The 16,131-nt window shown below is 49.3% G+C and carries 9 protein-coding genes; 4 read left to right on the forward strand and 5 right to left on the reverse strand.

Annotation, left to right across the window (positions count from 1 at the left end; genetic code table 11):
• Positions 1-106: 106 nt before the first annotated feature.
• Positions 107-1,645, reverse strand: coding sequence for an extracellular solute-binding protein (locus ACQKPA_RS24745; protein WP_427495147.1), 1,539 nt, complete (start codon positions 1,643-1,645; stop codon positions 107-109).
• Between the two features lie 198 nt (positions 1,646-1,843).
• Here ACQKPA_RS24745 and ACQKPA_RS24750 point away from each other — a divergent pair, with 198 nt between their 5' ends.
• Complete coding sequence (locus tag ACQKPA_RS24750) at positions 1,844-4,156, forward strand: helix-turn-helix domain-containing protein (protein WP_427495149.1); 2,313 nt, start codon at positions 1,844-1,846, stop codon at positions 4,154-4,156.
• A gap of 147 nt (positions 4,157-4,303) precedes the next feature.
• Positions 4,304-5,878: an FAD-dependent oxidoreductase gene (locus ACQKPA_RS24755; RefSeq protein WP_427495150.1), complete on the forward strand. Its 1,575-nt coding sequence runs from the start codon at positions 4,304-4,306 to the stop codon at positions 5,876-5,878.
• Positions 5,879-5,972: 94 nt separating this feature from the next.
• On the opposite strand, the gene ACQKPA_RS24760 is transcribed toward ACQKPA_RS24755, so the two are convergent.
• On the reverse strand, positions 5,973-6,674 hold the full coding sequence (locus tag ACQKPA_RS24760; RefSeq protein ID WP_427495151.1) for a 4'-phosphopantetheinyl transferase family protein: 702 nt from the start codon (positions 6,672-6,674) through the stop codon (positions 5,973-5,975).
• 258 nt (positions 6,675-6,932) lie between these two features.
• Here ACQKPA_RS24760 and ACQKPA_RS24765 point away from each other — a divergent pair, with 258 nt between their 5' ends.
• Together ACQKPA_RS24765 and ACQKPA_RS24770 are read left to right on the forward strand one after the other, a co-directional pair.
• Positions 6,933-7,073, forward strand: a complete 141-nt coding sequence (locus ACQKPA_RS24765) for an aminoglycoside adenylyltransferase domain-containing protein (RefSeq protein ID WP_427495247.1) — start codon at positions 6,933-6,935, stop codon at positions 7,071-7,073.
• Positions 7,074-8,155: 1,082 nt separating this feature from the next.
• Entirely contained in the window at positions 8,156-9,532 is a 1,377-nt protein-coding gene (locus tag ACQKPA_RS24770) for a right-handed parallel beta-helix repeat-containing protein (protein WP_427495152.1), read from the forward strand.
• 262 nt (positions 9,533-9,794) lie between these two features.
• On the opposite strand, the gene ACQKPA_RS24775 is transcribed toward ACQKPA_RS24770, so the two are convergent.
• The 3 genes from ACQKPA_RS24775 to ACQKPA_RS24785 all read right to left on the reverse strand — a co-directional run bounded on the left by ACQKPA_RS24775 (position 9,795) and on the right by ACQKPA_RS24785 (position 16,017).
• Positions 9,795-10,277 (reverse strand): hypothetical protein, encoded by a 483-nt coding sequence (locus tag ACQKPA_RS24775; protein ID WP_427495153.1) that lies wholly within the window; start codon positions 10,275-10,277, stop codon positions 9,795-9,797.
• Between the two features lie 497 nt (positions 10,278-10,774).
• Positions 10,775-10,921, reverse strand: coding sequence for a hypothetical protein (locus ACQKPA_RS24780; RefSeq protein ID WP_427495154.1), 147 nt, complete (start codon positions 10,919-10,921; stop codon positions 10,775-10,777).
• A 446-nt stretch (positions 10,922-11,367) separates the two neighbouring features.
• Entirely contained in the window at positions 11,368-16,017 is a 4,650-nt protein-coding gene (locus ACQKPA_RS24785; RefSeq protein ID WP_427495155.1) for an S-layer homology domain-containing protein, read from the reverse strand.
• Positions 16,018-16,131 lie beyond the last annotated feature (114 nt).

Raw genomic sequence — 16,131 nt, forward strand, 5'->3', positions numbered from 1 at the left:
GGTCACGTCCGGCATTTAATGCCGCGGAATCAAATCTAATGATTATCTTGTCAATGAGATCGCTCACGCATCGCAAAACAAAAATACCGCCGGGGAGATCAACCCCCTAGCGGTATTTCTCATGCAAATATGGTCCGACCGTGCTTCGGTATGAAGCATTATATTCCTCGATAACTTGCCTTCCTCCCTCTTTAAGCCAACGGTCGATCTCGGCCTCGAATCCCTGCTCATCGATCATCCCTAGCATGAACTGATAGGTGGCATCCCGCATGCGTTCATTCAATCTGACACCGATCTCGTTATACAGCGGAGATTCCAGCGGTGCGGTGGGATCATAGATAAGAAAACTTTCATTATCATAAATCAGCCGCTCAGCCTTATCCTTCACCTGATTCGTGTTAACCGGCTGCAGCATGCCCGGTATGGTGCTGAAACCTCCGGCCATCAAAGCCTGATAGGGCTTTACATCCTTTTCTCTTAACTCAAAGGCATCCACCGCCTTCGCTTTGCCATCCTGAACGGTATAATGGATCCCTTCAATTCCCCAATACATCAGGTTTGCAAGCTCGGGACTCATCAGCGCGTCATAGAAGGAGAGCACGCTCTTCAACTCCTCTTCCGTAGCAATCGCGGACTTTGGAAACAGGATCACCGTTCCGTACCCCTGCGAAGCCCAAATCCCGTACCCTTCCGGCCCGAGAACCCGATTGTGAACGTCCAGCACAGCCTTGGGGTCATTCGCCAGCAACCTTGACTCCAGGGACAGGACGTCTCCCATCGCGCCGATATACACCCCGGCTTTTCCCGTTACGAACAGCTCCTGCTGGTCGGTCTTGCTGGTAATCGGGAAGTCTTCATTTATCAGTCCTTCGCTATGAAGCTTCTTGAAGAACTTCATCGTTTCCATATACTTCGGAAAGACGAATTCCGGCTGCAATGCATCGTTATACCATCCCCAATTGTTCGGTGTTCCATAATAGGAACTGATCGTCTTAAAAGCCCCGTAGATCAAATCGTTGCGATCCGTCAAACCTATGGTGTCATCAATACCGTTGTTGTCCGGATCCTTATATGTAAACCCTTTCAACATTTCATATAATTGATCAAGCGTTTCCGGTGCCGATAGCCCCAGCCGATCTGCCCAGTCCTTACGGTAAATGATGCCTGAACGGGCTAAGGCTCGTTCCTGATACAGGCTGTACAGTTTACCGTCGATGGCGGTATTCTTCAAAACCTCTGGCTTCAATCTTTGCAAATTCGGATAGTCCTTAAGATACGGGCCGATTTCCCAGAATTGCCCGCTCCGAATCTCATCCCTGAAATAGGATAAGGATGCGGCATTCTTAAGATACAGCGCTTGCGGCAAAGTCCCTGTTGCAAGCGAAGCAAACACCTTCTCATCATAACTCCCGTCGGGTACCCACTGAATGCTAAGCTGAACGCCCGTTTTTTCCTCGATCCATTTCTCGATCCGATCGGAGGGAACCTCGGCGGTGTGCAGGTTGGCCATAATCGAAATGCTGGTTTTGCGATCAGAAGACGTACTTCCGCCATCCGCTCCCGATGATCGGGCCATGCTGATGCACGCGGCCGACACCATGAGGATAGCAAGCGTAAGAATGACATAGTTTGACAGACGGGTCATCAATCCGTTCTACCTCCGTTCCCCCATGTTTCTTGCGGATCCCGTGTGTTTGGGATGATCCTAACATATGTACATTTTTTTTCATGACAAGCCATGATGATCAAATGCAGTGATTATTCTTTTTGAAATGATTATTGAATGTAACCCGGGTTGCCCATACAATGATTATACACTTTGTTAAACAGGAAGGTGTACCTATTGCATCCAAAAAGTAGCTTTTATTCTAAAATGGTCCTGTTCGGCTGTTTCATCAGCATCATTCCTCTCGTGGCCCTCGGCTTCTTCTCGTTCATGAAATCATCCACCTCCGTGCAAAATCACGTCAACAGCAGCAATATCCAGATTATGAATCAAACGAACAGCAATCTCGAACAGGTGCTGCGGACCGTGGATTATACACTGAATTACGTCATTAATTCCAATATTCTGCAAAGCGCGTTATATCGGCCCCTGTCCTACTATGACTTCCAATTGTATAACAAACTGAGAGAAGAGATGAGTCTGCTGCAATCTCCCGAAACCAAGGTCACGGACGTCATCCTTGCGAACACGACAACCAACTGGCTGATCAATAACCGGGGCATGTACAAATTTAATGAATACGCTTCCAAGGATGCGCTGCTGACACTCATGGAGCTTCAAGGGAACTCCAATTGGGTGATGCTCGAGACGGAATCCCTCGGGTCCAGCGATACGCTCAGTTATGCCTGCCCCTACACGATTGCGCTTGTGAAAAAAATGCCGCTCTCCTCCTCCAGCGCCCGGGGTGTGGCACTCGCCACCATTCCCAGCTGCAGTCTTGCGGCTATGATGGATACCCCTTCCGATTCCCGGGAGGTGATGGTTCTGGACCACAATTACCGGATCGTTGTACATCCCGAGCAAGGAAAGCTCGGGCAATATCTGACCGATACCGGGTATGCGGAGGCGGAGCTGGACCATTTTGACAATAAATCGGGGCAGTTCGAGACAAAGATCGACAACAAGCCGGTGTCCGTTACGTACGTCCGGTCCGATTTTAACGGCTGGCTGTATGCCTCCTTTACCGAAATGTCCGCCATTACCAAGGAGTCCCGCTCCATCGGCTGGTTTACCCTGTATATCTGCATGCTGATGATCGGTTTCAGCATTCTGCTGGTATGGCTTGGAACGCGGAAGATGTACACGCCCATCCGGCGCATTTTTGAAAATATCGCGGAGCGTCTGCCGGAAATCCAAGCCAACAAAAAGAGCGAGCTGCAAATCATCGACGAACATATCCGGGATATGTTCAATTCAAACACGAAGCTCCGCAGCGAGCTTCGGCAGACCAGCCAGCAGGTACGCACCTTTTTCCTCCATAAGCTGTTTCTGGGCAAGAGCAGTCCGCCCGAAGTAATGGAACAGATCGAGCTGTTCGGCTTCAAGGAGCAAGTGTCCGCATGGGAACATCTGGCGGTATTCACTCTTCAGATCGACATGCTGGACGAAACCCGCTATGAACGCAAGGATAGGGATCTGCTGCTCTTTGCCGTCAACAATATCATCGAGGAGATGATCCCCTCCTCCCATCGTCTCCCCTCTGTCATTATCGATCTCACGCAGGTTACGCTTATCGGACGAGGCGGCATCACGCTGGAAGGATTCAATGACTATATCTATACGTTATCGGAGGAGATCCAGAAGACAACGCGCAGTGTTCTCGATCTGGAGGTCAGCATCGGCATCAGTTTGCCATATGAGAGCCTATCCAAAACGTCACGCGCCTACCAGGAAGGGCTTGAAGCCCTTAAACACCGCATCAAGCTGGGTACCGGCGTCATTATCCCTTATTTCAGCCTGAACTCCGGCAAGCATACCCGGGTCTATTTCTACCCGATGCAGGTGGAGAACGAGCTGATTGATGCCATCAAGCTGGCTGATGAAGATCGGGCCGAAGAGCTTCTGAAGCAGTGGTTGCACGAAGTGTTTCGCAAGGATCGGACCCCGCATGATTATCAAATCTCACTGATCCGGCTGTTGAATGATCTGATGATCGTGATGCAGGAGAATGGCATCATGCTGGAGCAGCTCGACATCCGGGACAGCTCTCTCGTGGAAGAGCTTCTTCGGCTCTACACCAATCCCGATATCGAAAGCTGGTTTAAATCCCGGATTATCCGGCCAATGGTGAGTGTATTCCGGGATCGCCAGGATTCTCAATACCAGAATCTCTCCGAGCAGATGATCGAGATCATCCGCAATGAGTTTGACCGCAATATTACGCTCGAGGAATGTGCTTCGCGCCTCCATTACAACAATTTTTATCTAAGCAGCGTGTTCAAGAAAGAAACCAATATGTCCTTCAGCGAGTACCTGTCCCAATACCGCTTCAAAATGTCCAAAAAATGGCTTGTCGAAACTGATATGCCCATTAAGGATATTGCGGAGAAGCTGAGTTACAACAATTCGCAGAACTTTATCCGCTCCTTCCGGAAGCTGGAGGGGATGACACCCGGGCAATACCGCAGCAAATACAAAACCGGACAATAAACCTTGTAATACGGCATCAGATTACCAAAAAAGGTCACCTGTGTCCCGTACTTTTCCTAAGGGTAAGCATCTACAATTAGAAATAGTCACTTGTGGTGCTGATCTTGTGGATCATTTATGAAACTATCCCAAAAGGAGAATCTGTCAATGATACGAGAAATGCAGGCCGATATCGTCATTCTCGGCGGAGGGACCGGGGGAACAGCCGCCGCGCTTGCCGCCGCTAAATCAGGAAAGACGGTCATCATGACCGAGGAGACCACTTGGATCGGGGGACAGCTAACCAGCCAGGCGGTTCCGCCCGACGAGCATCCGTGGATTGAATCCTTTGGCTGCACGCGCAGCTACCGTCAGTTCCGGGAAGGTGTCCGCCAGTACTACCGCGATTTTTTTCCCATGACGCCCAAGGCCAGATCCAATGTGCAATTGAATCCCGGCAGCGGCATCGTTAGCCGGCTGTGCCATGAGCCACGTACAGCTCTCGCCGTGCTGCATCAAATGCTGGCCCCGTACATTCATAGCGGACGGCTTACGATCCTGTATCAATATGCGGCGGAGTCTGCCGACGTTTCAAAGGATCGCGTGAACAGCGTAACCGTTCGTCATCTTGAAACGCAGGATCAAATCGCGCTTATCGCCCCGTTCTTCGTGGACGCCACCGAGCTCGGCGATTTGCTTCCGCTGGCGGGCATCGAATACGTTACCGGCGCCGAGTCCAAATCCCAGACAGGGGAACCGCATGCCGTTGACGGCGATCCGCTGCCGCAGGACATGCAGGGCTTTACGTATTGTTTTGCCGTGGATTATCTGGAGGGGGAGGATCACACGATCGAGAAGCCTGCCCTTTACGATTTTTGGCGGGAGTATAAACCCGACTTCTGGCCGGATAAGCTGTTAAGCCTGACCGCCGTCAAGCCGTCCACGAATGAGCCGATCGAGTACGAGATTTTTCCGGGACACGGCAAGTTCCCGCTCTACCAATACAGGCAAATCCTGGATCCAAAGCATTTCGCCGAAGGTACGTTCGAAAGCTCGGTGTCTCTAGTGAACTGGCCCCAGAACGACTACTGGCTGGGCTCCATTATCGATGTTCCGAAGGAAGAGGCTGACCATCATATCTATCAAGCCAAACAGCTTAGCTTGTCCCTGCTGTATTGGCTGCAGACCGAGGTGCCCCGGCCGGATGGCGGGCAGGGCTACCCGGGGCTTCGCCTGCGTCCAGATGTGGTCGGAACGGAAGACGGAATGGCGATGTATCCTTACATCCGTGAGTCGAGAAGAATTCAGGCCGAGTTTACGGTCCTGGAGCAGCATGTGGCAACCGAATCGCGGCCGGACGGCGCTTCGGAAACGTTCCCTGATTCCGTTGGCATCGGCTGTTACCGGATCGATCTGCATCCGAGCACGGGCGAGCGCCCATACATTGATATCTCGTCCCTGCCGTTCCAAATCCCGCTGGGCAGCTTAATTCCGAAGCGGATGAAGAATGTGCTGGCCGCCAGCAAAAACATCGGGGTCACCCACATTACCAATGGCTGCTACCGGCTGCACCCCGTAGAATGGAACATCGGCGAGGCCGCCGGATACTGTGTCAGCTACTGCCTGGACCATGATATTCTTCCGACGGAAGTCCGGAACGACGAAGAAAGACTCGCCAGCTTCCAGCAAAAGCTCGTCAATGAAGGCATCGAGCTGGCATGGCCGGCACTGCGCCCTGTCTGATCCACCACCATTATAGAAACGCCAAGAAACCAGCTCAAGGGCATCGTCCTTCGGCTGGTTTTCCTGGTTCCGTTCATAACTCATATCTCGTAACTCATAACTCCTCAGCGGTTACGAATCGGACATCCTTAGGGAAATGACGGCTAATGCCGCACACCGACAGCTTGTAACCTTCTTCCACCGCATACTGTTTAAAATAGTAGGTCTCTCCGTTCTCGCCAAGCACAGGTGCCCACACGCTGCCTTGCAGCTCCAGCGCAAAAGAATCCAAAGGTAAATGAAGGCCTTTTCCAACGGCCTTGATATAGCTTTCCTTTAACGTCCATAGATCAAAGAAGCGGGAAAGCCGGACGGAAGGATCACAGCTTAGCAGCGCGTTAAACTCAGTTTTATGGAAATAGCGTTTAGCGATATCCATATCGATGGCTTCCATTTTCTCCACGTCAATCCCAACCGGCTCGTGGCTAACAGCGCACACGATCCAATGCCCGGAATGGGAAACGTTAAAATGCAGGTTGTCATGCTCCTTTAAGAACGGCTTGCCATATGCGTTCCTTACGATTTCTATATTCATCGGATCTAGTCCCAGCTTATCCCGAAGGATTCGATGGACCATGGCATCACCAAGCACTGATCGCTGGTAATCGCTCGCTCTTCTGAATTTGGACACATAGTCCTGCCGATCGAGCGATAACGTCTTGAACAAGGCACGGAACGTCTCATCGCGAATTTGGTCCGAATTCTTAATTGCATATACTTCAATATGGCTTGGTTGGTCAGCATGAAAAGTATCCATAACTCCGTCCTTTCAACAAAACATAGTCATCGTGTTCACTTCGATATGTACGTTCTGATCCCCTGCTTCCTTTATTAGACCCCCTTTCCCCAATTCCATCTGTAAACAGACGAACGGATCGATGGATTGACAAAGGAAAGATTTCCTGAACATATGGATGAATATCATACAGGGTGAAAGGTGTGGGGTTCGATTGGACACGCAATGGGTTTTGGATCAAGCGGTCGACTTGTTTAAGGAGGCCATGGGGGCATTACTCTGTACGGCAAACCGGTTCAAGAGGTCTTTACACCCGTTGACCGCCAGTATTACATACAAGCTATCCTCCATGACGTGGAGGGTGCGACACTGGACATCGCTGGCTCCCCTATGTACTCACAAATACCAGTGCTTGAATAAGCACAAACACTACGAACCAATTCCATAATCCGGGAAGTTTACTTAATCCAATATATAGCAAGAAAGGAGTTAACCAACAGAGCGAAAAAGTAAAGTGAGTTGGTTTCTGTATATGGATGCACGACAAATTGGAGCATACCGCAACGCTATGCCCCTTCTCTGCTGTTTCCCTGACTTGTTCCTCCACTCCCCCGCTCACGAACAATAACCATCAATCTCTGTGGCAAAATTTTATTCATTAACAAATATAAAATCGGTATTGTAATAAAGTACGTGATACAAATTACTCCCAAACATATCATTATCTTGATAACGAGGATCGTTTATAATCGATGATGTTAAACATCCCATTACACCCCTCCTAAATCTCCGATATCACAATTCGACATCAAGAAGGTTTTCCCTGCTTCACACAAGGCCGTCTACTGCAGAACTGCTTCGTCCCTTTCATCATCCTGGATCAATCCGAATGTCCTCTGAAGCTGATGGGTGTAAAACTGATATCTCTCTGATATACCCAGCGCTGCTTTTCAATCAGAATCGTAGCTTTGGCCGTCTTATCAGCATGCAGATCCTCCTGAACGATGCAACGAGCTGCTTCGCCATCAAAGGCCACTTGTTTTAAATCTTCTTCGAATTTTTCAAAAAATCCTGCATGAGCATCGTCATTTCTTTATATTTTCCGAGCAGGAATTTTTTTCGTTGGATCTCCGCTTCATTTACTTTTTGGAAAGAGCTCTCCTTGTCCCCACTTCATCGCCATTCCTCTCAACCCCCTTTATGCTATATTATTGGGAGGAATATATTGCCGATTGCCCCCCGCCCCGGCCAAGGATTAGGGGGTCTTACATTTTCACTTAAGTCATGTCCTCTCAACCATAGCGAGCCGATTGGGTACATATATCTGTACTAAATTGGTAATTATCAATAATAAAAATAAGATCTTCCCGGTCAAAGCAAGTTAGTAAAGTCTGCCTACCATCTCTATCTTATACAGTATTGGATCACTGTGAGGTTATAGCACAAGAAAGTACTATAGAATCTTCATATATATAACCATACTAATTAAAGGGGGAGATTTCTTGGCTACTATAATTAATGTCCCAGCTGATCAACCAACAATTTCTGCAGCTGTCACAGCCGCTGCACCTTTTGACACAATACAAGTTGCACCCGGCATCTACAACGAAATCGTTGTAGTAAATAAGCCAATTCAACTTCTTGGTGCCCAAGCCGGTGTAGATGCCCGGATTAGACCAGGAACTGCTGCTGCAGAGTCAATCATTACTGGTGTAAATGCAAGTGGTATAGTTCAATTGACAAACGAGCGTGTCGTGGTTGATGGGTTTACCATTCAAAACAACACAGCAGGTCCAGGTATTTTTACAGTTGGTACAGGATCCGGATACTGGATATTTAATAATATTATCCGGAATAATGTCCTTGGTATTTATATGTTATCTAACGGTACACTAGAAACACAGGTTCGTTATAATTTCTTTATGTCAAATAATCAGGCTGGAGCCGCTAGTGGTAACGGTCTGCTATCAGAAACAGGTTCGAATTTTTGGGTAGATAATAACTTGTTCACTGGACACACGACAGCTTCTGTCAACTTATCACCTACCTCACTAACGTCAGTTAATGCCATTGTATCGAACAACAGGATGGTTACAGATAATTCAATTGCCTTAACCAACACAACTAACGTAAAAATTGCTGATAACACTCTGACAAATACCCAAGGCAGCGCTATATTCTTTGGTGGGAATACGGCGAATACTGATATCGAAGGAAATGTGATTCAAAATGGAATCTCAAATGGTGTCAATGTAACAACCGCATTTGTTGCTGTGCCTAATACTAACATTCGTATGAAAAACAACAATATTTCCGGTAATAGCGTGTCTGGTCTAAATTTACCTGCGGGTACCTATGCTGTTGGTGGAACGAATCTTCCATTGGATGCAACAAACAACTGGTGGGGGAGTCCAACCGGGCCTTTTCCACTCGGAACAGGTGATGCAGTCATTGACCCAAGTGGTTCTGCAGTCATAACACCTTTTCTAACAACACCTCCTAATTCACAAATCATTCCACAATCCACTCTTACTACGGGTCCTATCATGGTATCGAGTTCACCCATCGAAACTGCTGCCGTCCTTTTACTAAACGACGATTCCATATCCAATATGCAGGTTAACGTAACAGCTTTCGACATCTCAACAGGAATCAAAGTTGCCTATAATATATTCAACCTTACTATTCCCCCGCAAAATGTAAGGTATCTTGAAATTCCAGTTGGCTTCACGTATGTTTACGAATTGGTTTTCAATGTAGTCGGAACAACTCTGGCCGCAATATCTGTATGGAATCTTGATTCGATAAAGGTACAAATACCGGGCCAGCATCTTGTTGCTTCAGAAGAATTAGTACTTCAAAGGCTATCACCTCTCTAAGAATTACGCTCCTAAACAGCAATAACAGTACTCCCCTCAAATGAAAGTTAATCATCCCGGTAAGCATTTACCGGGATGATGACTGCACTCTTCAGGCTGCTCCTCCGTCTCTCATCATCTTGGTGACCATTTCCTTATACTTCTTCCACTTCGGCTGAATTTGGCTAGAAGGGATGCCGGTAATCTTTGAAATCTCAACCCTTGTCTTACCCTCATTTAGACGATGTTTTTCCAAAAACAACGGGAAATCCAATGGAATATCTTAAAAAGAAGGACGTTCTTTCAGAATGAACTGTTCCAGCTCCTCTTTGCTGATCTCTTCATCGCTGGATGTCTGAGGCTCCTTAACCTCAGAAACACCATCAGTTGCAGTATTCTGATCAGAATCCTCAAAGTTCATCTCTTGTCCATCCGGTTTTTCCTCATGCTGCTGTTCCTGCATCCATTCCGGGAGGTCGGAACCTTCTTGTGTTGAACCCTCGCCCATGATCTCCTTTTCGTAATCGTTCAGCTCGTCGCCTTCCTCTGCCGGCGGCGGGTCCCCTGCAGGATCCTCACCTTGTCCATCACTGTGTTCAACGGTTCCCTCTGATCCGGATCCTTCGAGGTCCAGCTCAACCTGATTCTCATCCTTTTGCTCATCCGGTTGTTCAACGGCTGTCACCACACCGGAAGCATCTGCAGTTACGCGACGACCACCTTGGTAAAGCTTGTAGGCGTCATCTTCTTCGAAATCGAATGACATTTGCGGATCTCCAAGGAATACGTTGAGTTCTTCCCCTTGATTGTTGTGCTGTTCGAAGCGACTTGGAAGCCCTTGATCTTTGCTCCAACTGCTGCTCTACTGCATTCAATCGATCTTTAAGCTCTTGAATTTCATTGCCTTGTCCCATTTCAGCCTCCTTTAACCGTTCTTCAAGCTATGTATCCGCTCAATAAATATGGACAGGTACCCGACCAAGGATGATTACATATGCGGATTCAGGAGCACCAACCTGACCGCTCTTCACACTGTACCTTATAACCCCCTTTATGATACAAACTGTTCATAGGAATATATTACCATGTTCCCCACTCCGATCAAGGTTATAGCTCAATGTTTTCATCAATTGCAACAATTATGTAGCATGCTTTTTCCTCCCTTGGAAGGACGCCAACAATTGCAATTGAATCAGCACTTGTTCAAGGAGCTCTAATGGGTCATCTGAGTCCTCCATCTGCTCACAAATTCGATAGCTTCTTCTACTGCTTTACTGAGTTCATCTGCACGTTTTTTCTCTTCTGCTGTTTGCTGGAGCCAGTATTTAAAACCTCCGGCGAAATGAAACTCTGGCCTTTGTCATCTAACCTACTGCAATACTCCATATCCTCATGCCAATCTCTACTCATTCCGCTACCTCCTGAAGTTCTAATTCATTTCACTCACGCTTTCTTCTGCTGAAAACTCCGCATTCCAAAATTCACACTTGCTTGTACATATACTACTTCCTATTTACTGGAACTTCCATTTAATCCCTGCGTATTTATCTTTAAGAATATGATTCGATACGAGTCGAACAAATTCATTTGAAATGAGGTTCATCATATGAAAAAGATTAACTGGCCTGGAAGAACAAAATTGGAGAAAATGGAGGCGACTACTACTCTCATTTTTGATGTCATCCTCTACATCCCACGATTGATCATGAAGCTGTTTTGAGGATCCCCTCCCCCACGGCGACCAGTGCGACATCTTCAAAAAAGATAGTACATCCATCAAGTTCACTGTTACGTTACTTCAAAAGCCTTATGTATAACAAAGGCCCGTTCGTTATTAACGAACGGGTCTTCTACGTTTAACGGTTAATGAATTCTGCCATCTGCAGCATTCGGGTTAATACGACCGCGCCTTCAGCCCGGGTGGAATTAGCTTCCGGAACGAACCGGTCAGAAGAACGTCCTTCCATCAACCCTGATTTGACGATGGCCGACACGGCCTCTTCGGACCAGGACGCAATGCGTTCGCGATCCTTGAATCCTTCCAATATGGAGTCCGAAACTCCTGTCTCCAGATCCGTACCGGCAAGCTTCAGTGTACGGAGCAGCAGGACACTCATCTGCTCACGGGTAATCTCCTCGTTCGGACGGAACGTACCATTGCTGAAGCCTTCGATAAGTCCATGCTCCACTGCCGTAGCAACAGCGGCTGCATACCAATCGTTTGCCTTCACATCCTGGAAGCTCGCATGATCTCCCTGATCCTTCAACCCTAGCGCACGGACGAGCATCGCCGTGAACTGCGCTCTCGTGATCGTCTCATTTGGACCAAAACGCGTATCACTTAATCCCTCGATCAATTGTTTCGAGGCCAGCAGCGAAATGTCCTCGCGGGCCCAATGGCTGCTTAAATCCTCAAATGTCTTCTCTTGGAAAACAACGGAGTAAACGCCGCCTTCCCTCCACTTAAACTCCGCTTGGGATTTGCCGTTCGACGTGCGAATGAGCGTCGGTACAAAGACCAGCTTGCCGGATGCCGGATCCATCCGCAGCACCGTCGTTTGGGATGGACTGACGACACTGGATAGAACCTTGGTAAACTTAGCATAAGGTCCTTTAAGCGCCGGCAACGCAGTTAACGTATCCCCCTGTTTCCAAGCCAAGATTATGGAAAGTGATGCATCCAGCTTGGAGGCTCCTGCCTCCAACGCTGCCTTTACCCGATCCTCTTCCTCTTTTGAAGCTAAACCGACGCGAATTTGCAGACTTTCCGCCGTTCCCCGTTGTTGTAAAGCTCCCGTCAGCGAATGCAGCGGAATTTCCAATCGGCCTTGGGAGGATTCCAACACGATGGAGCCCCCCGGCAGGTCCTTCACGGCAGCGCTCAGCCCCTGAACCGGCAAGTGAAGAACGACGGAATCCGAAGCGTCGGTCACCGAATACGTAAGCACGCGTGAAGCCGCCGGCTGCTTGCTGAGCCGTTCCACGTCGCCGAGCATGCCTTTCTCGCTCGCATCCGCTACGATGACCGTCCCACCGCCCGGTGTTGTCTCTTTCTTGATGCTCAACCGCTCGGGCTCTGACGGTTTAGGAGGTGGTGTTGTCGATCCTCCACCGGGTGAACCGGATCCTCCGCCCGGAGTTCCCGGATCGGATCCGCCGTCTCCCGTAGTAGTCCGGATGACCTCAAACGTCTTGCTGTTTGTTTTAAATTCGTCAACGAACACGTCCACCGTAATCGAATTGACGCCCGTTTGCAGCGGCACATTAGCTGTAAATTCACCTTTCGCCGACAGGGTCGCATCGGCACCATTCACCTTCACGGCCGCTTGGCCGGGTCCGAGAACTTCGACCAGCCCTTGCAACGCAAGCTGGCTGTCGCGCGTCTCTTTGCCCTCGTCGTCCATCAGCCCGCTTAATACGGCTGAACGAACCTGATCCCCGGTATTGTAGGCATTGGCAACGAGCTGACGCAGCGTTCTCGTGCCTGACGGGTCCAGGGTGGAAATGACAAAACCTCCCTGCGGAATAACGCTGTTATTCTCTTCCGGCGCTCCCCAGCTCCAGTTGATCGCTTGGTTCCGGTTGACCACGCGCGTCACGTGACCCGTGTTATCAACAACCACTTCAACCCCGAAGCGGTTCGTGCCCGTGGAGTATCCGAAAGCTTCCGTCATCACGTTGACGTTGCCCTCGATCCGGTTGATATTATAAAAATTGCCTTCAAGGAACGAATCCGGGCTTCCCGGCAAGCTCATGCCGAGCTGGTAATCCTTCACCCACTCCTTATCTTGGAGAGCAGCCGCTGCGATCGGCCAGTTGACCTGGGATGCGTCAAACAGCATCAGTCCGTTCGTGGACTTCAGCCCCGCCTGGAACACTTCGCGCTGTACGGCCGGCGCCTGCACATTGTTCATGGCAATGCCTGCATACAGCGGGATTTCCCCGTTCGTTACGATATTGCCGAGCGTAATGTATTTCTGGATTTCCTGGCTTGTGGTTTGATAAGCCCCGATCATCAGAAAATCCAAATGCTCGATATACCCGGTTTCATAATATTCCGGCGTATACACCGATTCGTCCGGCATGCCGAGTGCGGGATTGAATCGGAAGTTCTTGCTGCCCCAGTTCACGCCGTTCAAATAATACGTTTCATACCAGGATCCAACATAAGAGGATACCTCGATCTTTCTGCCTGTTGAATTTTCATAGGAATCCACCAGCGCCTTCACTTCGCCGAAGAAGCTCTGAATCGTTCCCGAGCGGAATTCCCACCAGTCCTGAATCAGCGGGCCGTATACACGAACATTGTTTTCATAATAGAAAATATCGTTTGGCCAATTGACAAGCTGCTTGCCCCGGGCCTGCAAAAACTGCTCGAACTTTACTCGGGTCTCGTCGCTGAAATCAGCCCCCTCGTTGTCGTATCTGCTCCGATCATGAACAACGCCGTCCACATTGTAATTCTTAATGATTTCTTCGAATGTTCGAAGCTGATAATTGCGAACCTCGTCATTGGACGGGTTGACGAAGGCTACCAGGCCCTGCTTTTTGCTTTCGCGCAGACGCTTGATCTCGCCATTGTTCTCCGCGAAATATACACGTTCCTCCCAATCGAGATGATCGTTCAGAACCGCGTACTCGTTATGGGCAATCGATCCTTCGGCAAATACGTTGATCGCCGCATGAATCTCTAATCCCAGTGCATGACCATGATCAATAAACTCCTGCAGGAGGTCAAGATCCGGGCTTGCGCCTGCTTTTTCGGGTGCCTTGATCTCGCTGACATAAGGTCTGCCCGTCAAATCGTTCTTCTTATAAGAGACATAACCTTCAACGCCTTTTACATCAAATGCCACCGAGGTAACGCCCGTTTCCTTGGCTTTTTGCAAGAATGCCAAAACATCCTCGCTCGTTTTAAACTTTCTGACATTGGAAGCCTGGTCCACCCATAGAATGACTTCTTTTTCCGGGGAGAAATCAGGTCTTGCAAACACCGCAAGATGACGTACATCCTGCTCGATGTCATTCTTCATCACTTTGACTTCGATATAATTGGTGCCGTTAGTCAACGTGTAGTTATGCGTGAAGGTACCATCCGCTTCAAAAGGCACCTCGTTACCGTTCACAAGAAGTTTGATCGCGGTAATGTCGTCCATGTTGTCGATGCGCCCCGTGATAGCGGTACTGCCTTCCGTTACAGTGTACATCGTCTGGTTATCCAGCGTGAGCCTTGCAATGAGGCCGTTGCCGCTCATGATGTCGCGTACCTGAACCACTTCCCCGTTCTTGCGCAGCTTGATCATATCCCCGACCTTAAAATTCTCGGCCAAATAGCGCTTGATGTTATTACCTGCGTAGCTGTTATCCTGTGCCATCAGCACATAACCGCCTTCGGGGATTTCAAGCTCGGTCGGACCGGTCCATACAGGCGGCTTCCCGTTAATAGAAGGATTGATCACCCGCAATACGCGGTTGTTGGCATCCACCTGCACGGCGACATTGGTCTGGGGAATCGTGATGGAGCTGCCGTAATCTCTTGTAAAAATCGCCACGATGTTTGGCACGCCCGCAACATCCTTGTCGACATAGTCCAGCTTCTTGCGTGGACCTTCGATGTCGATCGTAATATCCTTCGGCGCCGCTTCGACTTCAATATAATCCTGGTTCTCGATCGGTTCGTACACGATGTTCAGCGTTTGAACGGCCAATTCGCCGTCTCCCTTAAACAGCTTCACCTCAGCCGCGTTCGGGCCCGGCTCCAAATAAACATTCGTGCGAAACATGCCTTCCGCCGTAAGCGCAGTCTCATCGCCATTAACCGTTACGCTTAAATCCTGATCCGCGGTATAGTTCGCCACAAAACCTGCAATCTCAATGACCGGTATATCCACGGTCGTATCATTTTGCGTAATCAGATGCAGCTCGGGTGGCAGCGGATCCGGCCCTGGACCCGGCTGCTCCGGCAGGAAATCAACCGCAGTCACTTCTTCACCCGCCCGCATCAGCTTCACCATATCTCCCGTTTTGTTATGATTGAAGAGAGGTTTCTGAAAAACAGATTGATCCCATCCGGTGGTTCCGCCAGCCACTACAACGTAACCACCGGCCGGAATCGGAAGCAGCGTTCCCGGATCCCAAGTAGTCGGAGGATCGCCGTCCGGTCCGAGAATGTCCAGCACTTGACCGCCTGCATCCACGGAGACCGCGACATGAAGCGTAGGCACCCACACCTCATCGGTATATACGGAACCCGTAACCGTTGCGCCGCTGGTATACAGCGCCAAATAGTCGTTTTTCCCTTCCACCGTGTCGCCTGCTACGTTGATATCCGTGAACTCCAGACTCTCTCCGCCTTGGGAGACCAGGGTAACCGGTTCTGGACCCGCGCTTTGAGCCGGGGGAATTTCGTTATCCGCGAACGCGGAAGAACCAACCGGAACAATGAGAGAAACGATCAGTGACAGACTGAGAAACAGCGCGATCCGCCTGCGAAATAAACGATACATCAAGGAATACCACCCTTCTTTTATTCAGAATGAACGATCGAGTGAATATAAATTCAACAGTCACCCCCTTTACGAATTTTGAAAAAGCAGCTGCTTGCGCAGACTGCTTTTTCG

The organism is Paenibacillus sp. NPDC093718, assembly GCF_050279985.1.
Lineage (GTDB): Bacteria > Bacillota > Bacilli > Paenibacillales > Paenibacillaceae > Paenibacillus_AQ.